Raw genomic sequence first — 23924 nt, 5'->3', positions numbered from 1 at the left:
AACATGTTATGATACCCATATGAGATGTCTGACATCTGACTTAGAAGAAAAGGGAAGTTTTTACATCGTTTTGAACATACTACATTAAGTGGAATTGAACATATAGGAGGTTACAGTTGTGAATAAATATAAACGTATTTTCCTAGTGGTAATGGACTCCGTAGGAATTGGAGAAGCGCCGGATGCCGAAGCATTTGGTGATCTAGGATCTGATACATTTGGTCATATCGCTGAACATATGAATGGATTACAAATGCCAAACATGGTGAAATTAGGCCTTGGTAACATTCGGGAAATGCAAGGGATTTCAAAAGTAGAGAAACCACTTGGTTATTATACGAAAATGCAAGAGAAATCTACTGGAAAAGATACAATGACAGGACACTGGGAAATTATGGGTCTTTACATTGATACACCATTCCAAGTGTTCCCGGAAGGATTCCCGAAAGAACTACTTGATGAGTTAGAAGAGAAAACAGGTCGTAAAATTATTGGGAATAAACCAGCTTCAGGAACTGAAATCCTTGATGAACTTGGTAAAGAGCAAATGGAAACAGGATCCTTAATCGTGTACACATCAGCAGATAGCGTACTACAAATTGCAGCTCATGAAGAAGTGGTACCACTTGAAGAGTTATATAAAATTTGTAAAATTGCACGTGAGTTAACATTAGATGAAAAATATATGGTAGGTCGCGTCATTGCTCGTCCGTTCGTTGGAGAGCCTGGAAACTTCAAGCGTACACCAAATCGTCATGACTATGCATTAAAACCATTTGGTCGTACGGTAATGAATGAATTAAAAGATAGTGACTATGATGTTATTGCAATCGGTAAAATTTCTGATATTTATGACGGAGAAGGGGTAACAGAATCTCTTCGTACAAAATCTAACATGGATGGAATGGACAAGCTTGTTGATACATTAAATATGGACTTTACAGGCCTTAGTTTCTTGAACCTTGTTGATTTTGATGCGCTGTTTGGTCACCGCCGTGATCCTCAAGGATACGGAGAAGCGTTGCAAGAATATGATGCACGTCTTCCAGAAGTATTTGAAAAACTAAAAGAAGATGACTTGTTACTTATTACAGCAGATCATGGTAATGATCCAGTTCACCATGGTACAGATCATACACGTGAATATGTACCATTATTAGCATATAGCCCAAGTATGAAAGATGGCGGACAAGAATTAGCACTTCGCCAAACATTTGCTGATATTGGTGCAACAGTAGCTGAGAACTTCGGTGTAACGATGCCAAAATACGGAACAAGCTTCTTAAACGAGCTAAAGAAATAAGGGGGACAATAGGATGAATCGTGAGCTTATTACAAAATCTGCTTCATATTTAAAAGGTAAATTTCAAGAAACGCCACAGGTAGGACTAATTCTTGGTTCTGGATTAGGTGTATTAGCAGATGAAATTGAAAATGCAGTAACAGTACCATATAGTGAAATTCCTGAATTTCCTGTATCAACTGTAGAAGGTCATGCTGGCCAACTTGTATTTGGTACACTTCAAGGTGTTACAGTAGTTGCAATGCAAGGACGTTTCCATTATTACGAAGGATACGATATGCAAAAAGTAACATTCCCAGTTCGTGTAATGAAAGAACTAGGTGTAGAAACAGTAGTTGTAACAAATGCAGCTGGTGGTGTAAATACAGCATTTGAACCAGGCGATCTTATGCTTATTTCAGATCATATTAATTTCATGGGTCATAATCCATTAATTGGACCAAATGATTCCGAAATGGGTGTACGTTTCCCTGATATGTCTGAATCATATAGCAAAGAACTTCGCGCAATGGCGAAACAAGTTGCAGCTGATTTAAATATTAAAGTACAAGAAGGCGTATATGTCGCGATGACAGGTCCTGTATATGAAACACCTGCGGAAATCCGTATGCTTCGTACACTTGGCGGAGATGCAGTTGGAATGTCAACTGTACCAGAAGTTGTTGTAGCACGTCATGCAGGTATGAAAGTACTTGGTATCTCTTGTATTTCAAACATGGCAGCTGGTATTTTAGATCAACCACTTCATCATGATGAAGTAATTGAAACGACAGAACGTGTAAAATCTAATTTCTTAGCATTAGTAAAAGAAATCGTAAAACAAATGAAGGGGTGAATTCACAATGAGAATGGTGGACCTAATTGCAAAAAAACGTGATGGACATACATTAACGACAGAAGAAGTTAACTTTATTGTAGAAGGCTATACAAATGGTGATATTCCAGATTACCAAATGAGCGCATTTGCGATGGCAATTTTCTTCCAAGATATGAATGAACAAGAACGTGCTGATTTAACGATGGCAATGGTAAATAGCGGCGATACAATTGACTTATCAGCGATTGAAGGGGTAAAAGTAGATAAGCATTCAACAGGCGGTGTTGGTGATACGACTACGCTTGTGTTAGGTCCATTAGTAGCTGCTTTGGATGTACCAGTTGCAAAAATGTCAGGTCGAGGCCTAGGACATACAGGTGGTACAATTGATAAATTAGAGGCAGTTCCAGGATTCCATGTGGAAATTGAAAACAATGAATTTATTCGTCTTGTAAATGAAAATAAAATTGCTGTTATCGGACAAAGCGGAAATTTAACACCTGCTGATAAAAAGCTATATGCACTTCGTGATGTAACAGCAACAGTAAACTCAATCCCGCTTATTGCAAGCTCTATTATGAGTAAGAAAATTGCAGCTGGTGCGGATGCAATTGTACTTGATGTAAAAACAGGTGCGGGTGCATTTATGAAAACGGATGAGGATGCGAAGCGTTTAGCAGAAGCGATGGTTCGCATTGGTAATAACGTTGGCCGTAAAACAATGGCAGTTATTTCAGATATGAGTCAACCGCTAGGTGAAGCAATCGGTAATGCACTAGAAGTAAAAGAAGCAATCGATACATTGCAAGGTAAAGGACCGAAAGACTTAGAAGAGCTGTGTTTAACACTTGGAAGTCAAATGGTGTATCTTGCTGGAAAAGCTTCCTCTTTAGAAGATGCGCGTGAAAAGTTAATAGAAGTGATGAATAATGGAAAAGCGCTAGAATCATTTAAAACGTTCCTAGCAGCACAAGGCGGCGACGCTTCTGTTGTTGATGATCCTTCTAAGCTGCCACAAGCACAATATAAGATTGAAGTAGAAGCGAAAGAAGATGGATATGTATCTGAAATTGTTGCCGATGAAATTGGAACAGCAGCGATGCTTTTAGGTGCAGGTCGTGCAACGAAAGAATCTGAGATTGATTTAGCAGTTGGACTTATGCTTCGTAAAAAAGTAGGCGAAATCGTGAAAAAAGGTGACTCACTTGTTACGATTTACGCAAATCGTGAAAATGTAGAAGATGTAAAAGCAAAAATTTATGAGAACATGAAAATAGCAGCAGCACATGTTGATGCGCCAAAATTAGTGCACGGTATTGTAACGAAATAAGGTTAAAAAGCTAAGGAGTTTTCTCCTTGGCTTTTTTTGCTATTTTATGTTTATAATAAAATGAAACTTCTATCAGTGGTGACATTCTCCATTGATAGTTAGTTAAACCAATCGGACTCTAACTGGAAGTTATTCCCTACCTAACTTCTTTGATTCTTTTAAAGGAGGGCTTACTACCCGTTAGAGCGGAATAATAATGGGTGAAATTATGATTAAAATTTGTGCAGTAACGAAAGAAGATGAAGTATTATATGATGTTTCGTTAGACGATACAGGGCGAGAAGATGTCGCATGGTATTGGCTTGATTTATGTAAACCGACAAAAGAAGAGTATACATATATTTTACAAGAGTATTTTAAATTCCATCCTCTTGCGATTGAAGATTGTATAGAATATGTACAGAGACCAAAAGTTGATTTTTATGACGGATATAACTTTTTAGTTCTTCATGCTATTGGAGAAGATGGATTAGAGCCACATGAAATTGATTTGTTTGTGAGTGATCGTTATATTGTATCATTTCATTTTTCACATAATAATGCGATAGAAAGAGCGTGGACGAAGCTTGGTGAGAGACAGCGAATTAAGAAGAGGCCTCTTCATGTCGCACATACAATTATTGACCAAATTGTCGATGATTACTTTGCTCCTGTATATTATATTGAAGATCATTTAAATGCAATTGATGATAATTTAACAGGGGATACAACGAGTACGGTATTAGAAGAAGTGTTTGATATTCGCTCTGATTTATCAAGACTTCGCCGTACCATTATTCCAATGCGTGATTTATTGTATCGCATCTTAAACTCGACGCGCTTTTACGGTGTGAGCGATCATGAAATTTATTTTAAAGACATTCATGATCACTTATTAAAGCTATCTGAAATGATTGAAGCAAGCCGGGAATTAACAGCCGATATTCGGGATAGTTACTTTTCATTAAACTCTCATCATATGAACAACATAATGAAAACATTAACCGTGTTCTCGACCATTTTTATGCCACTAACATTTATTGCTGGTGTATATGGGATGAACTTCGAGAATATGCCAGAGCTAAAGTGGGAGTATGGTTATTTTATTTGTTTAGCAGTCATGGCATTCATAGGTGGAGGCATGATGGTGTGGTTTTATAAAAAAGGTTGGTTTAAATAAAAAACGTCGGGAGATCCCGACGTTTTTTATTTAGCCAATAGCATGTAATACAAACATTGCTAAGAAAAGGCATGTAATGATATACATCGATGTGGCAACTTCTTTATGCTTACCAAGTGCTACTTTTAAAATTGGATAAGCAATAAATCCGAACGCAATGCCATCAGCAATGCTATATGTGAGTGGAATCATAACGATGATTAAAAATGCTGGAAATCCTTCTGAAAAGTCGTTCAGAGGAATTTGTTGAATGTTTGTAATCATCAATCCGCCAATAATAATTAAGATTGGTGCAATGGCACTATCCGGAATTATTTTCACAAACGGAAGAGCAAACAATGATGCAAAGAATAACATCCCAGTAACGATAGACGTCAGACCTGTCTTGCCGCCTGCAGTAATACCAGCAGCACTTTCTACTGTTGAAACCGTAGGACTTGTGCCAAATAGACCGCATGTCATTGCTGAAATTGCATTTGCTTGATAAGCACGTGGGAATTTACGATCATCTTCTAATAAACCGTGTAAAAGTCCCATGTTCTCAAAAATAAGCACCATGCTTAATGAGAATGTTGCAATCCAAAACGGTAAGGAAGATAGCTTTCCGAATGACATAGCTCCAAATACATCGCCATAGCTAGCAAATGAAAATGAACTATTGCCAACTTGACTTGTATCAACAAGACCGAATAGCCATGCAATACCAGTTCCAATTGCAATCGTCCATAAAAAGTTTCCACGTACGTTACGAGTAAATAAAACTAATGCAATAATAAGGGTAAGCAGTGTTGCCAGAACAACTGGACTACTTAATTTTCCTAATGCAACAGCCGTATTTTCATGTGGAACTACAAGACCACCTTTTTGCAAACCGATAAATGCTAAAAATAGACCGATACCGACAGTGATTGCTTCTTTTAATGATTTTGGAATCGATACCGACAGCGTACGAGCAATTGGTGTAAACGCGGCAATTGCAAAAATAATACCAGCGATAAAGACGGCTGCTAATGCTTCTTGCCAAGTTAATCCTAGCGTATGCACAGCTGTGTACGTGAAGAACGCATTTACACCCATACCTGGTACAAGAATTGCAGGTGCATTTGCCCAAAATGCCATCAGTAGACATCCAACAAATGAACTAAAAACAGTTGCCAAAATTCCAGCTTCCAGCGGAATGCCGGCATCTGATAAAATTGACGCATTGACAATCATAATATAAACGATTGTAAAAAATGACGTCACTCCAGCCAGTATTTCTTGTTTTGGTGATGTGTGGTGTAGGTCTAAATTAAATGTTTTATCAAGTATTCCTTTCATGTTAAACCTTCTTTTTCGTATCCCTCTCCCGCCCGTGATATCCCTTCTGTAAGGGTTCACCGTTCTTTATTATATCAAAACAAAATGTTTTTACAACAGTGAAAATGAGAACGGTTACTTTTTAAATTGTTATCGCGTCACAAATAAGTAAAAATAGCGCGAACGGAAGAAATAATCTCGAGTTCCCCTGATTGAATTGGTGGAGCGGCTTGTGCCTGTAACGTAGCATAAGAAACAACTTCACGCGGTGATTGTGCTGATTCTTCAACGAGAGAGAGAGGGACTGGATTGATGTTTAGATTATATGTACTCGCAATGGCACGAGCTTTTTCCTGTGCATGTTGCACCGCTTGTAAGAGTGCTTGCTGATAGTACGCATTTGGATGGGATACACGAAATCGTAATCCTTTTGCGACATTTGCTCCATTGGTAACTGCTATATCATATACTTCCCCAGCTTTTTGAACATTTAAAACGGTAATTTCATACAAATGTTCAACTCGGTAGCCTTGTAATAATTGTTTCTCATTTATATATTCATATTGCGGTGTAATTGTATAAGAGATTGTTTCTATATCCTTATCGGCAATGCCAAGCTGTTTGAGTGCGGCGAGTAGTTGTTGAGATCGGATCGCATTTTCTTCCTGCGCTTGTTTCACATTTTTATTGTCACTTCTAACGCCGATGGTTAACACGACGACATTTGGTTTGACTTTTACAATTCCTTCTCCTTGCACAGTGATGGTAGCTTCTTTTGCATTGCGGATATCAAGTGAATATGGATTCATACCAACTTGCATTCTCGCTCACCGTCCTTTCTATATGTATATGAACGAAAGGAAAGAAAATTTTATGAAATAAGTTACAGAATTGAAAATCATGAGGAAAGAAAACATATACAATGTAGGTATTTATAGATTATAATATGTGTAAATATTATAAAAAAGGGTCGAGGCTAGTGAACGAAAAAAGAGAAGCACTGATTTTAGATTTATCTACATCATTTCGAAAAATGATACGTCTATTACAAAATGATATTAATGAACTTTTTTCAGAGTATATGCCATGGAATGAGTTTTCTGTACTACGTGCATTGTTCTGGAAAAGTCCACAAATGGCATCGCAAATTGCAAATGAAGTCAACGTTACATCTAGTCATATTACAGCGGTAACAGACCGTCTTGTTCGTAAAGGCCTTGTCACGAGAAAACGTTCTGATTCCGACCGCCGCATTGTGTACCTAGAAATTACAGATCGTGGAAAAGAAGTTGCTGAAAAGCTTGAAAATGTACGAAAAGAATATTATAGAGAGAAATTTCAAGGGTGGAGCGATCAAGAGATTGAAATGGTGTTAGATTTATTTGGTCGCGTATTATAATAAATGAGGATAGGAAGCAAAGTGCTTTCCTATCCTTTTTCTTTTGAATAAAACTATTTTGAAATTCCGATACTTTAAGTAAAAAGTATCGGAGGAAAGATAATGAAACAGATTGTTTCGCTTATAATCATTATAGGAAGTTTTTTTTGCTTTAGTAAATTGATGTATGCTGATACGCCCATTCAAGTTGTGCAAAAAGAAGTGCAATACATTGCGAATGATAAGCCGGTATTATATTCAAAGTTATGGGTTCGTTCTATGCAAAATACAGTGTTATTCCACCATAGTGATAACATCCGTCATCAAGATACGCTGCGCAATGTGACAAGTTCGTCCCTTGTAAAAACGAAGCAGTTACCATTTGCAAAAGCATCGGTATACATTCCAAGATTATCTCAATACATTTCAAGAGCAGGAAAAGAAAACATTCAAGTTTACTACGTTGCGGTGCGTTACAATGTAAAAAAAGAAAATCCATACCAATTAAATGGAATGAACTATTTTCTACAAGTGTTTGTAAAAGAACGTGGAGAGTGGAAAATTGCTGAAAGTGTTGTGGCCCCGACAGATCAAATTGTCGAGAATGGTGATGGTTTTGGGATGATGGAAGAAAAGCAGTATGGAGAAAGAAGGGAGAATGTGAAATAACCTCCTCGGGGTGAGGAGGTTATTTCACATGTAAAGAAAGCTTATGCTTTAACAGTCGGTGTAAGATAGCATATGTCAGCATGCCAGATCCTATAAAATAAATATAGTTAAGCGGTAAAGAATCACTGCCGTTATTAAAAATAGCACAGCCGAAAAGTGCGAAACAAATAGAAGTACATATTGAGAAATATGCATGAAGTTTTGGATATAGCAATATTTTTCCGTTATGCTCATTTGGAGCGCGTGTATATAAATAGGCTCCTAGTGGAAGACAAATGAGTATATAGATAGTAGGGCTTATCAGTGTCCAAACAGACGAGATATGATGGTAAGTAGGTCCTTCTTGTATGTTTCCGAATTCATCTTCTATAGATTCCCTTTGTGAATCATAGTCAATGCGAAAATGATTAAGAGGAGCTACAATACTTGTATTTTCTGTATAAGTTGCGTACTTATTATAATTATAATTGTATTCTTTTTGCGATAAATCTACATGTAATGCAAAGAAAGGGAACACTAGCTGGAAAATATATAATGGGAAAACTATGAGAATATAACTTAACGCACTTTGCGAGATGATGTTTCCTGTAATTGTTCCAATAAAGAGTGTGAACGTATAGACTGCAATTAATGTAATGATTGTATATACAAAGTATGAATGAAACGGCGAAAATGATTGATACTGAGCATGTATCGTGTTCCTGTAGATGATATACATAAGAAGCCAACTGAAGCTAAGTGCACTCACAATATGAACAGTACCCAACAACCATTTGGATAAAAATAGGTGTGACCGTTTAAATGGCATAGACCAAAGAAAATCGATTGTTTGATTATGGCGTTCCCATCCTATTAATAGGATGGCTAATCCAATTAATAGAAGAGCAGGAAACAGTATGGTGTCAGCTCCTCCTAAATGATACATATAATAAGGATCATCTGTTTTTAGACGGAAATATTCAGCCATTTGCTGTGCGTGTGTATAATATTTATAGGGCAACACGTATAAAATGCTTAGCCAAAAGAGCCAAATAACATATTTTCCTTGTTTATAGTTTCTAAACCATAATGCTTTATGAAACATGTAGGTCACCTCAATTAATACTTATTTTTCTTACTTTCATCACAAGCGTTATTTTCCGCCAAAAGAAAACTTCAATTTTAGTAGGCGAGTAAAAACGAAGTAACTCATAATGCTGGCTATGAAAAAGCCAACGTAATAGGAAAGAAATGCATCTCTTCCACCGAGTAACCTCCCACCAAATAAAGCGAAACAAAGGACTGTGCAGAACATGAACCATTTCTGTAATCCAGGGAACAATAATATTTTTCCGTTTTGTTCGTTTGGAGCACGTGTGTATAGAAAAGTTGCAATCGGTAAAAAGATAATAATATAAGTAAATGGCGTTAATAGTTTCCATGCAGAAGGAATAAATGTATGTTCCATTGGATTTTTCTGCGGTAATGGAGGAATTTTATTCCCTTGCTCATCGAACTCTATAGGATGATAATTATAATTGATATTGAAACGATCTAATGGTGCAAAAGCACTTACATGTTGTAAGTATTCATGAGTTTTCCGTTCTATTTCTCCTAATGCTTCCACTGAATCCCTCGTATGAGTATAAATAAATCCGGATATCAATAGTATTAAACCATATGGTAGATATAATAAAATTACAGTTAAACTACTTTGAGAGATAATATTTCCGGTAATAGTACCGACAAATAAACCGAATGTATAGATTGTAATAAGTACAACCGTAGCATATAAAAAGTAAGTGTGGAACGAAGTAAAGGTTTGATACTGATCGTGAAACGATACGTTCTTTATTCCATACATGCTTATCCAGCAAATGATATTTACTATAATGATATTCAAAACGCCAAATAACCATTTTGTTAAAAAGATATCTTTTCGCTTAAAAGGCATCGATAACAAAAAATCAGTAGATTGATTGTTACGTTCCCAGCCAATTAAGAGACAAGCGAGTGCAATGAGAATGATGATCTGTATTACAATACCATCGAGTGCTGTGAATGAATAAGAATAGTAGTACAGATAATCTTCAAATTGCATTTTTGATTGTCTAAGCTGTGATTGTGCGTCATTGTAATATTGATAAGGAAACGAATATAAACTACTTAACCAAAACAGTAGAATAATATATTTTCCTTGTTTCCATTGCCGCATCCATAACGCTTTATGAAACATGTGACCCCTCCTCAAACGTCGTCACAAATACATCCTCAAGTGACATTGGCAACTCTTCTATTAAGAGAGGCTGTTCTTTATGAAATTTTTCTAATGTAACTGCCACATTGCCTTCGATTAAGATGGTGTACACTTTCCCTGTTTGATTTAATATTTTTATATTACATAAATTCTCTAGTTTTTGTGGTAGCGATCGTTCGTATGCCACTTGGATTTTCGCATAGCAAGATTTTGTATCTTCTAATGTTGTGATGGATGCAATTGTATGATCTTTTAAAATGATGATTGTGTCTGCGATTTTTTCTACTTCATCTAAGTGATGAGTAGAAATGAGAATTGTAATCTCTCGTTCTGCTACTTCTTCAATTACAAATTGAAGGACTTGTCTTTTTGCAATGGGGTCAAGTCCATTTGTTGGTTCATCTAAAATAATATATTCTACGCCTGTACAAAAAGCTAAAATGATAGCAAGCAGTGCCTTCATACCGCGTGAGTAACTACGAATACGTTTTTCAGGTAGGCTGAAGCGCTCTAACAGTTGATAAAAATATTCTTCATTAAAGTTTTCATAAACGGCTTTATAAAACTTCGCAATTTCTTTTACTGTATATCCGTTCAATATATTAGTAGAATCCGGTACGTAGGCGACCTTTTGTTTGACTTCTGGGTGTTTATGAACATCCATATCGTCATATGTAACAGTTCCCTCATCTGCGTCTAAAATACCGACAAGAGTCCGCAGTAAAGTTGTTTTCCCAGCGCCGTTTCTGCCAAGTAATCCAACAATACTTCCTTTTTGTAATGTGAAAGAAATATTGTTTAATACGACTTGATTATCAATTGTTTTCTGGATGTTCTTCACCTTCAGCATGTACATGCCCTCCTAGTTCTTTATAGTATGAATCAATCCAATCATGAATTTTTTCTTTTGAAATACCGAGGTAAGAAGCTTCTAGTAATAATTGATGAAATTGTTTTTCAACCATAGCGATTTTCCTTTCATCCAATGTTGGTGTAATCGATTGGGAAACAAATGTGCCTTTTCCCCGCAATGTTTCAATAATTCCCTGTCGTTCTAATTCTTGATAAGCTTTGCTGACTGTATTTGGATTAATGACAAGTAATGAAGCGAGTTCACGTACAGATGGCAATTTATCGTTTGGTGCTAACATCTTTTTTAACACCAGTTCTTTTATATTTTGAACAATTTGTTCCCATATCGGAGTGTTGCTTCTTGGGTCAAGTTGAATGTGCAAGAGCAATGTCTCCTTCCTGATAAAATTTAGGTGTACTATACGATGTAATACACTTAATACAATATATGCAGTCAAATGGTTTGTCAATATGAATTTATAGAAAAATATGGTATAAAAACGTATTAATTGGAAAAAATAGGTGTGATATAGAATGGAGGGTTAGTCATGAAGCGAGTTGTTGGAATACTTGTTTGTTTCATGTTGTTTCTTTCCGCTATTCCAGTTGGTTTTGCACAGTCTGAGAAAACGCAGCCTGAAAAAACAGCGGTAGAAACGAAGCCAAAGTTAGCGGAGCAAGCATCGTCAGCAATTGTCATTGAGCAAGATACAGGTAAAGTTTTGTTTGAGAAAAGTCCGAATGAAAAGTTACCGCCTGCTAGTATGACAAAGATTATGACGATGCTGCTTATTATGGAACAAGTTGAGAAGGGAAAGTTAAAGCTGCAAGATAAAGTGAGAGCGAGTGAACATGCAGCTTCAATGGGAGGATCACAAATTTTTCTTGAGCCTGGTGAAGAAATGACAGTGAATGAAATGCTCAAAGGAATTGCCATTGCATCTGGAAATGATGCATCTGTTGCTGTTGCAGAGCATATCGCTGGTTCAGAAGAAGGTTTTGTAGACATGATGAATAAAAAAGCAAAGGATTTAGGACTTAAAAACACACATTTCAAAAATCCAACCGGTCTTCCAGCGAAAGATCATTACTCAACAGCACATGATATGGCAATTATGGCAAAAGAGCTGATGAAGTATCCATTAATTCGAAAATATACAGGGAAATATGAGGATTATTTACGAGAGGATACAGAGAAAAAGTTTTGGCTTGTGAATACAAATAAATTAGTTCGTTTTTATCCGGGCGTGGACGGGGTAAAAACAGGGTTTACGACAGAGGCGAAATATTGTTTAACAGCTTCAGCAGAAAAAAATGGAATGCGTGTTATCTCTGTTGTGATGGGAGCACCCACTTCAAAAGAGCGCAATAATCAGGTAACAAAGCTCCTTGATTATGCATTTGGCCAATATACAACGAAGAAGTTGTATAAGAGAGGCGAAAAAATTAAGACTGTAAACGTGGGAAAAGGTAAGAAAGAAAAGGTAGATTTAGTTGCATCCGAAAATGTATCTCTTCTAATGAAAAAGGGCGAAAGTATGGATAAGGTAAAACAAGAAGTTATTGCTGAGAAGAAAGTAAAGGCGCCAATTAAAAAAGGCGATGCACTCGGTACACTTGTCGTCAAAAAAGGTAAGGATGTTTTATTAAAGCAAACAATTGTGGCAAAAGAAGATGTTGCCGCAGCAAGCTGGTGGGAATTATTTAAGAGAAGTTTTGGGATGTTTTCAACATCAAAATAGCGGCAAATGCATTGCCGCTTTCCTATTGCATACATGAAAAAAGTAGAATAATTGCTGAAAGATTCACATTATGACGAAATAGTACTTCTTTTGTCAAGGGGAAGGATTCTTATTTTATTTTCTCGAAAACTTATGTAAATGAGTAAAGTTTGAGCATAAGGAGGAAATCGTGTGAGTCTTTCCATACATTTAGAAGTAAAGCGTGACGTCTTATGTGTTCGGCTAGCGGGTGAACTAGATCATCATACTGCTGAAGAGTTGCGAGCGAAAGTAACGGATATGATTGAGACGCATCGTACTCATCATATTGTATTAAGTTTGGAGCAATTGACATTTATGGATAGCTCTGGTCTTGGCGTTATATTAGGCAGATATAAACATATCAAAGGTTTAGGAGGAGAAATGGTCGTTTGTGCAATTTCTCCCCCTGTGAAGCGTTTGTTTGAAATGTCGGGCCTGTTTAAAATTATTCGGTTAGAAGAAAGTGAAGCGCATGCGCTCGCGACGTTGGGGGTGGCATAGATGAGAAATGAAATGAACCTTCAATTTTCAGCATTAAGTCAAAATGAATCGTTTGCTCGCGTCACAGTTGCTGCTTTTATTGCACAATTGGATCCAACGATGGAAGAATTGACAGAAATTAAAACAGTTGTGTCTGAAGCGGTCACAAATGCAATTATTCACGGATATGAAGGAAATGCAAAAGGCGTTGTTCACATTTCAGTGATTTTGGAAGAAGCAATGGTGAAACTCACGATTCGAGATGAAGGGGTTGGCATTTTTGATTTAGACGAGGCAAGGCAACCTCTTTTTACAACTAAACCTGAATTAGAGCGTTCCGGAATGGGATTTACTATCATGGAAAATTTTATGGATGAAGTAGAAGTTATTTCAAACGAATCTTTCGGGACAACAATCCATTTGACGAAGTACTTATCAAATAGTAACGCTCTATGCAATTAAGGAGAATTGCCTATGGACATAGAGGTCAGAAATGAGAAGAAGAAGGCTCAGTTAAAGGACCACGAGTTAAAAGCGTTAATTCAAAAAAGTCAAAGTGGAGATCAACAAGCAAGAGATGTCATTGTCCAAAGCAATATGCGTCTTGTATGGTCGGTTGTACAGCGATTTCTAAATCGGGGATATGAACCAGATGATTTGTTTCAAATCGGCTGTATTGGCCTCTTGAAATCGGTGGACAAATTTGATTTATCTTTCGACGTGAAATTTTCAACATATGCAGTTCCAATGATTATTGGAGAAATTCAGCGATTTTTACGTGATGATGGTTCAGTAAAGGTCAGTCGATCTTTAAAAGAAACCGGAAATAAAATTCGAAAAATGAAAGATGAGCTCTCTAAAGAGTATGGACGGGCTCCAACAATTACAGAGGTAGCAGAAGCGCTTGAACTTACGCCGGAAGAGGTTGTTTTGGCGCAGGAAGCCAGTCGCACTCCATCCTCCATACATGAAACAGTTTATGAAAATGATGGAGATCCAATTACGATATTGGATCAAATCGCGGATCAGACCGAAACGAAATGGTTTGATAAAATCGCCTTAAAAGAAGCAATTCGAGAATTAGATGAGCGCGAGCGATTAATCGTATATTTGCGTTATTACAAAGACCAGACACAATCAGAAGTAGCTGAGCGAATTGGGATTTCGCAAGTGCAAGTATCAAGGCTTGAAAAGAAAATATTGAAGCAGATGAAAGATCGAATAGATGAATAGCCATCTATTCGATTTTTTTTATTTTTTCTAAGAAACAGTAATCACTCAGTTCAAGCTTTGATGGGAGCAAGATATGGAAGAGTTTCTCTTCCATAAATAGGGATGAAGTTAATACCAATAGGAATATCAATTTATGCTATTGTTTTTATCTTTTCCATAATGAAAAAATTTCAATCATTAGAAAATATTTACTGAATTTATTGAATATTTACTAAATTTGAAATATAATCCAAGTATAACTTGTCATAAAGGGGGAAGAAAACATGGAAACGAGACAACAATGGGGAACGAGAGCTGGGTTTATTTTTGCAGCAATTGGTTCTGCCGTTGGACTAGGGAATATATGGCGTTTTCCGTACACGGCGTATGAAAATGGGGGAGGAGCATTCTTTTTACCGTACTTATTTGCGTTATTAACGACTGGTATCTCATTATTAGCTTTTGAATTTGCTCTTGGACATCGTCACCGTGGATCAGCGCCACTTACGTTCTTTCGCATAAGTCCGCGTGCTGAATTTATTGGTTGGTGGCAAATGGCGGTTACATTTATTGTTTCAACCTATTACGCGGTTATTATTGCTTGGTCCATTTCCTATACGTACTTTTCGCTTACTGGAGCGTGGGGGAAAGACACGGAAGCATTTTTATTTAAAGAGTATTTACATGTTGCGGACAAACCAGGACAATTTGGCGGCCTTGTGCCCGAAGTGTTGATTCCACTTGCGCTTGTATGGATTATTGTGCTAGGTGTTGCGTTTAAAGGGGTTAAGAAAGGAATCGAAGTAGTAAATCGTATTTTTATCCCTCTTCTTGTCGTTATGTTCCTCATTATTGTTGTTCGTGCTGTTACGATGGAAGGTGCTATGCAAGGGCTTGATGCCTTTTTTAAACCAGACTGGAACCGTATTTTAGATGGAAAAGTATGGCTTGCTGCTTACGGACAAATTTTCTTTAGTTTATCTTTAGCATTTGGAATTATGATTACGTATTCTAGTTATTTGCCGAAAAACTCTGATACAACAAATAATGCGTTTATTACTGGGTTCGCGAACTCAGGGTTCGAGCTGTTAGCTGGAATCGGTGTCTTTGCTGCACTTGGCTTTATGGCAAATAACATGGGGGTTCCGGTTGATAAAGTAGCAAGTGCTGGAGTGGGACTCGCATTTGTTGTATTTCCGCAAATTATTAACGAGTTACCTCTGTCACCACTATTTGGCGTTTTATTCTTCTTGTCGTTAACTGTAGCTGGAATTACATCGCTAATTTCGTTAGCGGAAGTGTGTTTTGCAGCTGTTTCTGAAAAATTTAGTTTAAGCCGTCAAAAAACAATTGGGATTATGGGAACACTTCTCGTACTTGTTTCGCTTGTGTTCGCAACGCGTGGTGGACTTATGTTCTTAGATGTTGTCGATTACTTTGCCAATAATTTTGGGTTGATTGTAATTGCATTGGTAGAGGTTGTGACTGTTGGATTAATTCTTCGCCGTTTGCCAGTCTATCAAAATCATGCGAACTTTACATCAGATATTAAGCTAGGAACGTTTTGGAGAGTGAGTTTACTCGTTATTACACCGCTTATGTTAGGGTATATGCTAATCGATGGATTCATTCAAAATATTCAAAAGAACTATGGGGATTATCCAACAGAATTTGTAGTGACCTACGGCTGGGTGCTTGCAGCAGCATTTCTTGTAGTCGGATTGATTATTAGTCTAAAAAAGTGGAATTCACAAATTCATTCAGATTCTGCTCAGCTTGAAAAAGAATGGAAAGAGCGAGGTGCTTCGTAATGAGTGGATCAGCAATTATGATGATGATAATTGGAATAGTTATCATTTGGGGTGGCTTAGTTTTAAGTATTGCAAATTTATTTAGGAAAAAGAAGGCGTAAATCAAAAACATCTGCACCGTTCTGGTGCAGATGTTTTTTTTGTGAAAAAAGTTGTATTAGAAAATTTTCCAGAAACCATACTACAACTACGAGGAATAGTGAAGAGGTGAGCTCTGAGTGGAACAAACAATCTATCTCAAAATGCGAAATCGTCTGCAAGTATCCCCTTCATATGAAGTGAAGATTGAGGATATTGCACAAGTAGTCGGAGATAACGGTGTTGTAGAAAAAATAAAAAAGCAGCTTGTATATAAAATTACACAGCGTGATAAAACACATGTAGTAATTGATGCTATGAAAGTTATTCAAATGATTCAACAAACCACGCAGCATGTACAAATTAATTTGTTTGGACCTGCGCAGACCCTTGTTGAAATTGTCTATGAAAAAAAGAAAGTAAATCCTTTTTTCTTTGCGATAGTTTGGATTTTACTTTTTATCGGGGCGGCTCTTGCTATTATTTATTTTCATGAAGATGTAAGCATGCAGCAAGTACATCAACGGTTGTATTACATGGTTACAGGAGAGTTCAGCAACAAGCCGTTACTTTTTCAAATTCCATATTCTTTAGGGCTTGGCCTCGGGATGATTTTGTTTTTTAATCATGTATTTCAAAAACGAATTAATGAAGAGCCGAGTCCGTTAGAAGTTGAAATGTTTCAGTATCAACAGTCTCTCGATCAATATGTCATGATAAACGAGAATAAGGAGAGTGCAAAACAACTTGCAGATGATTGAGTATGGAGTGGTAATGATCATTGGCTTGGCTGGTGGGATTGCGGTTGGAGGAGGATATGTCGCATTTTTAGCCGTGCTTGGTGTCATTCCACGGTTAGCTCAATTAACGAGAAGTGGTCATCGTATTCAATTTTTTGAATGGGCTGTTATTTTAGGTTCTCTACTCGGTGCATGGTGCAGCTTGAGGGATATAACGTTTCTAGCATCACAGTACTGGCTCATTATACTTGGTTTATTTTGCGGTACGTTTGTTGGAATGCTTGCTGCTGCTTTAACAGAAGTATTAAATGTTTTGCCGATATTGGCAAAAAGAGTTGGTGTTGATGGGAAAATTGTCATTTTACTTGTTGCACTTGTACTTGGAAAAGTAATCGGTTCTTTATTTCATTGGATTTATTTCGCAAGGTAGGAGGGTATAATATGACACAAAATAAATTAAAAGATGATTATACAAATAAAATAAAAGATTATCACCCGAAATCAAATTATGTCATGAACTGTGTGAAGGCTTTTGTAGTGGGGGGACTGATTTGTACAGTAGGTGAGGTATTGATGAAGTTTTATATGCATTATTTTCACTTTAGTGAGCAAGAGGCCGGAAACCCTACTGTAGCAACTCTTGTATTATTATCAGCTCTGTTAACGGGGGTTGGTGTGTATGATAAAATCGGTCAATTTGGAGGAGCTGGGTCTGCTGTTCCAGTTACAGGATTTGCAAATTCAATGGCAAGTGCAGCAATGGAGCACCGTAGTGAAGGAATTGTACTTGGCGTTGCTACAAATATGTTTAAACTTGCCGGAAGTGTAATTGTGTTTGGGGTTGTCGGGGCATATATTGTTGGACTCATTCGATACACATTTCAACTTTTGATGTAGCCAAAGGAGGATGGATATGAGATTGACAGGGAAGCAAACATGGGTATTTCAAAACAATGTATTTGTGAATGCAACAGGTACAGCTGTCGGTCCAACAGAAGCGGAAGGTCCTCTTGGAGATTGTTTTGATGTTTCGTATGGTGACTTGCACTGTGAGGAAGAAAACTGGGAACTTGCTGAAAGAAGGCTTATGAATGATTCGATTCAGCAAGTGATGCAAAAGGGAAATGTAAAGCCTTCGCAAATTGATTTCTTTTTAGCAGGAGACTTATTAAATCAGACAGTTACAGCAAATTATGTGGCTCGGGATCTCGGAATTCCTTTTTTAGGTATGTTTGGTGCTTGTTCCACATCGATGGAGACATTAGCAGTTGGAGCGACCTTTATTGATGGAGGATTTGCGAATCGTGTGATAGCTGCGGTAAGTAGTCATAATGCAACGGCAGAACGTCAATTTCGCTATCCAACAGAATATGGTGGTCAAAGGCCAGGGACAGCGACATCAACTGTTACAGGAGCGGGAACAGCTTTAATTAGTAAAGAGCAGAGCAGTATTAAAATAACGGCGGCAACCATTGGAAAAGTGCAAGATTTAGGAATTACAGACCCTTTTGATATGGGATCAGCGATGGCACCTGCTGCTGCACATACCATTCAACAGCATTTTGAAGATTTACAGAGAAGTGCGGCTGACTATGATCTCATTGTTACAGGAGATTTGTCAGGGGTCGGGGCACCTATTACGCGGCAGCTTCTACTAGAGGAAGGGTATGATTTGGGAAATGTATATAATGATTGCGGCTTAATGATCTATAGTGAGCAGCAGCAAGTTTTTGCGGGGGGAAGTGGATGCGCTTGTTCGGCAGTTGTTACATATGGTCATTTATTACAAGAGATGAAAAAAGGAAATTTGCAGCGCATTTTTGTAGTGGCAACAGGAGCCTTATTAAGTCCAACTATGATACAGCAAAAAGAAACGATTCCAACGATTGCACACGGTGTTGTATTTGAAAGAGTAAAAGGGGTGTGAATTGTGGATTTTGTATATGCATTTATTGTTGGAGGAGCAATTTGTATAGTCGGACAACTTTTGTTAGACTTCGCAAAATTAACGCCTGCACACTTGATGGCGACTTTTGTAGTAGCTGGGGCCATTTTAGATGGCTTTGGATTATATGACAAGCTCATAAAATTTGCAGGTGCAGGTGCAACGGTTCCCATTACAAGCTTTGGGCATTCCCTTTTACATGGAGCATTGGCAGCTGCTGAAAAACATGGGTATCTAGGAATAGGAATTGGAATGTTTACATTAACTTCCGCAGGTATTTCAGCAGCAATACTATTTGCATTTTTAGTAGCACTTATATGTAAACCGAAAGGATAAATTAAATGAGACGAAGGGTTATTTTGGTGACAGATGGAGACGAATATGCACAGCGAACAATCGCATTTTTGGCAAAAGAGTTCGGAGGTCGATGTATTTCAGCATCGCAAAGCAATCCAACAAAATTAACGGGAAAAAAGATTGTTGAGCTCATTATGCAAACGCCATATGACCCTGTTTTTGTCATGTTTGATGATAGTGGATATATTGGAGAAGGTTCAGGGGAACGGGCGTTAAAGTATGTAGCGACACATAAACAAATTGATGTACTTGGCATTTTAGCTGTTGCTTCTAATACGCATCATTGGGAGTGGGCACGTGTTGATGTAAGTGTGGATCGGGAGGGCCGATTAACAGAATACGGTGTTGATAAATTTGGTCTTCCAGATGGTGAAATTGGCAGGATTAACGGAGATACAATTTATTGTCTAGACGAGTTACAGGTACCGATTATTGTTGGGATTGGTGATGTTGGGAAAATGTGTGGAAATGATGAGTGGAAACGAGGATCACCAATTACGAAAAAAGCGATTCAATTAATTTTAGAAAGGAGTGGATTTTATGACGAAACAGAAAAAAGTTAATATCCCGATTTCTTCCTTTTTGAGTGATAATGAAAATTATTTAAAACAAACAGTGGGACTTGGCGTTACATTTGATGTCGGGATTCGTAAGTTTCAAATTCTTGATAAAGAAATAGGTGTCTTATTTGTAAATGGGTTATGTGATACAAATTATATCATTCCAATTTTGGAAGAGGCAGTGGATACAAATGAAATTCGAAATGTCACAGAAGATACGGTTAAGCTGTTAGAAAATCGTCTTATTCATCAACAAGTAAGTAAAGTAAACACGATGGATGATGTGATTGTACAAGTATTGTCGGGGCTTCTTATTATTTTTGTAGAAGGTGAAACGGAAGCTTTTGCTATTGATGCCCGTAGCTATCCGGGACGAACGCCGACAGAACCAGATACAGAAAAAATTGTTCGCGGGGCAAGAGATGGTTTTGTAGAAAATATTATTGTGAATACAGGATTAATAAGAAGGCGTATTCGTGATCCACGTCTTCGTCACGAAATCATTCGGGTAGGAGAAAGGTCACAAACTGATATTTGTGTTGCATATGTACAGGATGTTGCAAATCCCGATTTAGTTAAAATTATAAAACAAGAGCTAGACAATATCGAGGTTGATGGGATTACAATGGCAGATAAAACAGTGGAAGAATTTTTAGTAAGGCAAGGTTATAATCCTTTCCCGCTTATTCGTTACACAGAAAGGCCAGATGTGGCAGCCAATCATTTATTGGAAGGACATGTGTTAGTGATGGTTGATACATCTCCAAGTGCTATGATTACGCCAACAACGTATTTTCATCATGTACAGCACGCAGAAGAGTTTAGGCAAAATCCAGCGGTTGGTACATTTTTACGCTGGATAAGATTTATTGGTATCATATTTTCACTGTTTTTGGTGCCTTTTTGGCTCGTATTTGTTTTAGATCCAACATTATTACCGGAGAAGCTGTCTTTTATAGGACCGAATAAAATGACGCACCTATCTATTTTATTGCAGATTCTTATGGCGGATATTGGGATTGAATTTTTACGGATGGCAGCCATTCATACACCGAGCCCTTTAGCGGCAGCATCGGGTCTCATTTCAGCAATTTTAATTGGCCAAATTGCAATTGATGTCGGGTTGTTTGTTCCCGAAGTTATTTTGTATACGGCTTTGTCAATGATTGGGGCGTATGCGACACCAAGTTACGAATTAGGGTTAGGGAATAAGCTAGGTAAATTATTTGTAATCATATTAACTGGTTTATTTCATGAAATAGGTTTTGTAATCGGTATGACCATGTTACTTTTATTTCTAACATCTATTAAAAGTTTACAAACACCATATTTATGGCCGTTCTTACCATTTGATTGGGGAGCGTTAACGAAAATTTTAATTCGCCCAACAATATCTAGCTTAAAAGTGCGTCCTAGCATCGTGCATCCACAAAATATTCGTAGACAAAAATAAGCAGGATTTTATTCCTGCTTATTTTTTGTTATAAATTTATTGTTTTTTAACAAAAACCTAACAATTCTTTCGTACAATTAGAGTAGACATTGTATAGGGAGGGGAAAGGGCATGATTAAATTATTCGTAAGTGACTTAGATGATACGCTCGTTTATAATATGAACCGTATTCATAAAGAAGATAAAAAAGCACTCAGTTGGCTAGCGGAAAAAGGGACGAATATTTGTTTTGCTTCGGGTCGTTTTACACACCGTATTCATGATGTGGTTAGACAATTTTCGTTTCCGTATTATACAACGGGACTAAATGGAGCGATTATGTTATTACCAGACGGACAGATGCTACATGAATCGACGTTTAATGACGATGTTGCCCAGGAAATATATCGATATATACATGAAAAAAGACTGGCTGATATTGTATGTGCAAAAGAGCAAAGATATACGAAAAAGAAAAATGAACATCATCATTTATTTGAAGAATATATGGGCGTACAAATTGCCGAAATGGAGACGTTAGAAAAAGAATTTGGCAAAACGATTCATCCTGCAAAGTTATTTGTGTACGGGGAAGAAGAAAAAATTGTTTCGTTAGATCAAGAGTTAAGAGAAGCATTTCGTGAGAAGGCTGAAGTTTTTATTTCCGGCAAACGGTATGTAGATATTATGCCAATTGGTATTAGTAAAGGAAGTGCGCTGAAGCTTTTAATGGAACATTTGCAGCTAGAGTCACATGAAGTGGCGTGCATAGGTGATTCTTTCAATGATGTTTCCATGTTTACAGTAACGCCGCATTCTTTTACGCTTCATCATGCGCATCCGTATGTGAAGAAACAGGCGCAGCATGTTGTTCGTTCTGTAGAGGAAGCAATTATGAAACTACCGTTACTTGTATAAGAAAAAAGCTCGTCATTGACGAGCTTTTTTAATTAAATAATGATTTAATAAAATCAATAAAGCTAGAGAATACACCTTTTAGCTTTTCTAAGAAACCTTGTCCTTCTTCAGATCCTAAAAAGGCAGAAGCGTGTTCTTTCGCTTTATTTAACTGGTCACCTACTTGATTCCAGTCAATATTTAAGTTTTTCATTTTGTCAAACAGTGCAACTAAGTTATCTAATTGCTCATCAGTTAGCGTAATTCCAAGTTGATCAGCAATTTTTTTAATAAGTGCACGTAAGTCTTCTGTCGTCTGAGGCTGTTCTTTGGCAATTTCTTCTTTTACTTTTGCTACAAGTTGAACCGCTTTTTCCTCACCGATTTGATCACCAAGCTTTGCAGTTTGTACCATTTCTTCATTTGCTACTTTTTTTACTTCTTCAGGAATTTCTTTGTTTGCTGTTGTTTCGTAAGCTTTCATCAAACCAGTTAAAGCAGCAGTTCCTGACACTTTAAAAGGTGCGGTAATTTGGATTTCGGCATCTTTTACACCAGCTGTAATTAATGCGTTCGTATACATTGCATCTGTTACCCAATTAATATTATTTGCTCGTACAATAAGACCAGATCCTGGTTTCGTATACGTAATCATAGAAGAGGAAATAGCTCTCGTTCCAATTTGTGCTTTTGGCACAACACCCTCTAAAAATTTATGTTCTTCTGCATTAGATACTGTAATGATTTGCGCATCTTGTGGTGCTTTCATTTCTTTTAAAAGTTGTTGTTTTTGTTGTTCAGATAAATTTTCTCCTAGTGTGACGATTGATTCTCCCTCAATCACGTCTGCAAATGAAGCTGTTGGAATCATAAATACCATAACAGCTAATAGCAGAGCTAATAGTTTCGTTTTCACGAAAAATCGCTCCCTTTCTCTTTATGAAATTTTCGGGCAACAGAGTAATTATAGTATATTTTTTAAATTTGTCATCCGTCTTCTTGGTGATTTTAAAAAAGAAGTATGCAGATTGTCGGATTCTTTTTGTTTCTGGGCATGAATATGGTAATATAGTGCTGAGATAGTTGAAAGGAGACATATACGTATGAAAACTTTAGGATACATATTAATGGAAAATGGTGAAAAAATCGAATTGGAATTTTTCCCAGAAGAAGCACCAAAAACAGTTGAGAACTTTAAAAAATTAGCAGACGAGGGCTTTTATGATGGAGTTACTTTCCATCGAGTTATTCCTGGTTTTGTAAGCCAAGGCGGAGACCCAACAGGAACAGGAGCAGGTGGTCCTGGTTACTCCATTCCATGTGAAACTGATGGGAATCCTCATAGACATTTAGTTGGATCACTTTCTATGGCGCATGCTGGTCGTAATACAGGTGGTAGCCAATTCTTTGTTGTTCATGAGCCACAACCGCACTTAGATGGCGTTCATACTGTATTTGGTAAAGCAACAAGTGGCATTGAAACAGTGTTAAACATGCGTCAAGGCGATGTAATGAAAGAAGTTAAAGTTTGGGAAGAATAAGTTAAAGAGAGCGTTATGCGCTCTTTTTTTATTTATCCCGCTATTCGCGGGCAGTAATACCCCCA

Annotated in this window: 28 protein-coding genes; 21 read left to right on the top strand and 7 right to left on the bottom strand. The window is 37.3% G+C overall.

Annotated elements, in window-relative coordinates:
- Positions 1-118 precede the first annotated feature (118 nt).
- The 4 genes from deoB to corA all read left to right on the top strand — a co-directional run bounded on the left by deoB (position 119) and on the right by corA (position 4609).
- The gene (gene deoB, locus QRE67_RS19000) at positions 119-1303 is read left to right on the top strand and encodes a phosphopentomutase (RefSeq protein WP_286121773.1); all 1185 of its coding nucleotides are present in this window, start codon (positions 119-121) and stop codon (positions 1301-1303) included.
- 13 nt (positions 1304-1316) lie between these two features.
- The gene (locus QRE67_RS18995; RefSeq protein ID WP_286121772.1) at positions 1317-2138 is read left to right on the top strand and encodes a purine-nucleoside phosphorylase; all 822 of its coding nucleotides are present in this window, start codon (positions 1317-1319) and stop codon (positions 2136-2138) included.
- A 7-nt stretch (positions 2139-2145) separates the two neighbouring features.
- Entirely contained in the window at positions 2146-3450 is a 1305-nt protein-coding gene (locus QRE67_RS18990; protein WP_286121771.1) for a pyrimidine-nucleoside phosphorylase, read from the top strand.
- Positions 3451-3646: 196 nt separating this feature from the next.
- On the top strand, positions 3647-4609 hold the full coding sequence (gene corA / locus QRE67_RS18985; protein ID WP_286121770.1) for a magnesium/cobalt transporter CorA: 963 nt from the start codon (positions 3647-3649) through the stop codon (positions 4607-4609).
- Between the two features lie 30 nt (positions 4610-4639).
- Here corA and QRE67_RS18980 read toward each other — a convergent pair whose 3' ends face one another.
- Both QRE67_RS18980 and QRE67_RS18975 read right to left on the bottom strand, forming a co-directional pair.
- Positions 4640-5929 carry an NCS2 family permease gene (locus tag QRE67_RS18980; protein ID WP_286121769.1) on the bottom strand — a complete coding sequence of 430 codons (1290 nt, stop codon included), beginning with the start codon at positions 5927-5929 and terminating at the stop codon, positions 4640-4642.
- 137 nt (positions 5930-6066) lie between these two features.
- Positions 6067-6729 (bottom strand): SIMPL domain-containing protein, encoded by a 663-nt coding sequence (locus QRE67_RS18975; RefSeq protein WP_286121768.1) that lies wholly within the window; start codon positions 6727-6729, stop codon positions 6067-6069.
- 158 nt (positions 6730-6887) lie between these two features.
- Here QRE67_RS18975 and QRE67_RS18970 point away from each other — a divergent pair, with 158 nt between their 5' ends.
- Both QRE67_RS18970 and QRE67_RS18965 read left to right on the top strand, forming a co-directional pair.
- Complete coding sequence (locus QRE67_RS18970) at positions 6888-7307, top strand: MarR family winged helix-turn-helix transcriptional regulator (RefSeq protein WP_286121767.1); 420 nt, start codon at positions 6888-6890, stop codon at positions 7305-7307.
- A gap of 102 nt (positions 7308-7409) precedes the next feature.
- Positions 7410-7955, top strand: a complete 546-nt coding sequence (locus QRE67_RS18965) for a hypothetical protein (protein ID WP_286121766.1) — start codon at positions 7410-7412, stop codon at positions 7953-7955.
- Between the two features lie 19 nt (positions 7956-7974).
- On the opposite strand, the gene QRE67_RS18960 is transcribed toward QRE67_RS18965, so the two are convergent.
- From QRE67_RS18960 to QRE67_RS18945, 4 genes are read right to left on the bottom strand one after another with little or no spacing between them, the layout of a single operon-like run.
- Complete coding sequence (locus QRE67_RS18960; protein WP_286121765.1) at positions 7975-9039, bottom strand: ABC transporter permease; 1065 nt, start codon at positions 9037-9039, stop codon at positions 7975-7977.
- Between the two features lie 48 nt (positions 9040-9087).
- Positions 9088-10170: an ABC transporter permease subunit gene (locus QRE67_RS18955; protein WP_286121764.1), complete on the bottom strand. Its 1083-nt coding sequence runs from the start codon at positions 10168-10170 to the stop codon at positions 9088-9090.
- Positions 10160-11041, bottom strand: a complete 882-nt coding sequence (locus tag QRE67_RS18950) for an ABC transporter ATP-binding protein (RefSeq protein ID WP_286121763.1) — start codon at positions 11039-11041, stop codon at positions 10160-10162. Before QRE67_RS18950 ends, QRE67_RS18955 begins: the two co-directional genes overlap by 11 nt.
- Positions 11007-11426, bottom strand: a complete 420-nt coding sequence (locus QRE67_RS18945) for a GntR family transcriptional regulator (protein ID WP_286121762.1) — start codon at positions 11424-11426, stop codon at positions 11007-11009. The genes QRE67_RS18950 and QRE67_RS18945 overlap by 35 nt, the downstream gene beginning before the upstream one ends.
- 165 nt (positions 11427-11591) lie before the next feature.
- Between QRE67_RS18945 and QRE67_RS18940 the strand changes: the two genes are divergently transcribed.
- From QRE67_RS18940 to QRE67_RS18875, 14 genes are all read left to right on the top strand, one after another.
- On the top strand, positions 11592-12785 hold the full coding sequence (locus QRE67_RS18940) for a D-alanyl-D-alanine carboxypeptidase family protein (protein ID WP_286121761.1): 1194 nt from the start codon (positions 11592-11594) through the stop codon (positions 12783-12785).
- A gap of 171 nt (positions 12786-12956) precedes the next feature.
- Positions 12957-13307, top strand: a complete 351-nt coding sequence (gene spoIIAA, locus QRE67_RS18935; protein ID WP_286121760.1) for an anti-sigma F factor antagonist — start codon at positions 12957-12959, stop codon at positions 13305-13307.
- Positions 13308-13748 (top strand): anti-sigma F factor, encoded by a 441-nt coding sequence (gene spoIIAB / locus QRE67_RS18930; protein ID WP_286121759.1) that lies wholly within the window; start codon positions 13308-13310, stop codon positions 13746-13748.
- A 12-nt stretch (positions 13749-13760) separates the two neighbouring features.
- Positions 13761-14519 carry an RNA polymerase sporulation sigma factor SigF gene (gene sigF / locus QRE67_RS18925; RefSeq protein WP_286121758.1) on the top strand — a complete coding sequence of 253 codons (759 nt, stop codon included), beginning with the start codon at positions 13761-13763 and terminating at the stop codon, positions 14517-14519.
- A 263-nt stretch (positions 14520-14782) separates the two neighbouring features.
- The gene (locus tag QRE67_RS18920) at positions 14783-16309 is read left to right on the top strand and encodes a sodium-dependent transporter (protein ID WP_286121757.1); all 1527 of its coding nucleotides are present in this window, start codon (positions 14783-14785) and stop codon (positions 16307-16309) included.
- On the top strand, positions 16309-16410 hold the full coding sequence (locus QRE67_RS18915; protein ID WP_286121756.1) for a methionine/alanine import family NSS transporter small subunit: 102 nt from the start codon (positions 16309-16311) through the stop codon (positions 16408-16410). The genes QRE67_RS18920 and QRE67_RS18915 overlap by 1 nt, the downstream gene beginning before the upstream one ends.
- 117 nt (positions 16411-16527) lie before the next feature.
- Positions 16528-17148: a stage V sporulation protein AA gene (locus QRE67_RS18910; RefSeq protein ID WP_286121755.1), complete on the top strand. Its 621-nt coding sequence runs from the start codon at positions 16528-16530 to the stop codon at positions 17146-17148.
- Positions 17141-17557, top strand: coding sequence for a stage V sporulation protein AB (locus tag QRE67_RS18905; protein WP_286125326.1), 417 nt, complete (start codon positions 17141-17143; stop codon positions 17555-17557). Before QRE67_RS18910 ends, QRE67_RS18905 begins: the two co-directional genes overlap by 8 nt.
- A gap of 11 nt (positions 17558-17568) precedes the next feature.
- Positions 17569-18024, top strand: a complete 456-nt coding sequence (gene spoVAC, locus QRE67_RS18900) for a stage V sporulation protein AC (protein WP_286121754.1) — start codon at positions 17569-17571, stop codon at positions 18022-18024.
- Positions 18025-18040: 16 nt separating this feature from the next.
- A complete protein-coding gene (spoVAD, locus tag QRE67_RS18895; protein ID WP_286121753.1) occupies positions 18041-19054 on the top strand; it encodes a stage V sporulation protein AD in 1014 nt (337 codons plus the stop codon).
- Between the two features lie 3 nt (positions 19055-19057).
- A complete protein-coding gene (gene spoVAE, locus QRE67_RS18890) occupies positions 19058-19408 on the top strand; it encodes a stage V sporulation protein AE (RefSeq protein ID WP_286121752.1) in 351 nt (116 codons plus the stop codon).
- A 5-nt stretch (positions 19409-19413) separates the two neighbouring features.
- Positions 19414-19992 (top strand): stage V sporulation protein SpoVABEA, encoded by a 579-nt coding sequence (gene spoVAEA / locus QRE67_RS18885; RefSeq protein WP_286121751.1) that lies wholly within the window; start codon positions 19414-19416, stop codon positions 19990-19992.
- Positions 19970-21442 carry a spore germination protein gene (locus tag QRE67_RS18880; protein ID WP_286121750.1) on the top strand — a complete coding sequence of 491 codons (1473 nt, stop codon included), beginning with the start codon at positions 19970-19972 and terminating at the stop codon, positions 21440-21442. Before spoVAEA ends, QRE67_RS18880 begins: the two co-directional genes overlap by 23 nt.
- A gap of 111 nt (positions 21443-21553) precedes the next feature.
- On the top strand, positions 21554-22339 hold the full coding sequence (locus QRE67_RS18875) for an HAD family hydrolase (protein WP_286121749.1): 786 nt from the start codon (positions 21554-21556) through the stop codon (positions 22337-22339).
- A gap of 28 nt (positions 22340-22367) precedes the next feature.
- Here QRE67_RS18875 and QRE67_RS18870 read toward each other — a convergent pair whose 3' ends face one another.
- Complete coding sequence (locus QRE67_RS18870) at positions 22368-23234, bottom strand: DUF1002 domain-containing protein (protein WP_286121748.1); 867 nt, start codon at positions 23232-23234, stop codon at positions 22368-22370.
- Between the two features lie 187 nt (positions 23235-23421).
- Between QRE67_RS18870 and QRE67_RS18865 the strand changes: the two genes are divergently transcribed.
- Positions 23422-23859, top strand: a complete 438-nt coding sequence (locus QRE67_RS18865; RefSeq protein ID WP_286121747.1) for a peptidylprolyl isomerase — start codon at positions 23422-23424, stop codon at positions 23857-23859.
- Positions 23860-23924 lie beyond the last annotated feature (65 nt).

The organism is Bacillus sp. DX3.1 (assembly GCF_030292155.1).
GTDB lineage: Bacteria > Bacillota > Bacilli > Bacillales > Bacillaceae_G > Bacillus_A.
This window is presented reverse-complemented; position numbering and strand designations above follow the sequence as displayed.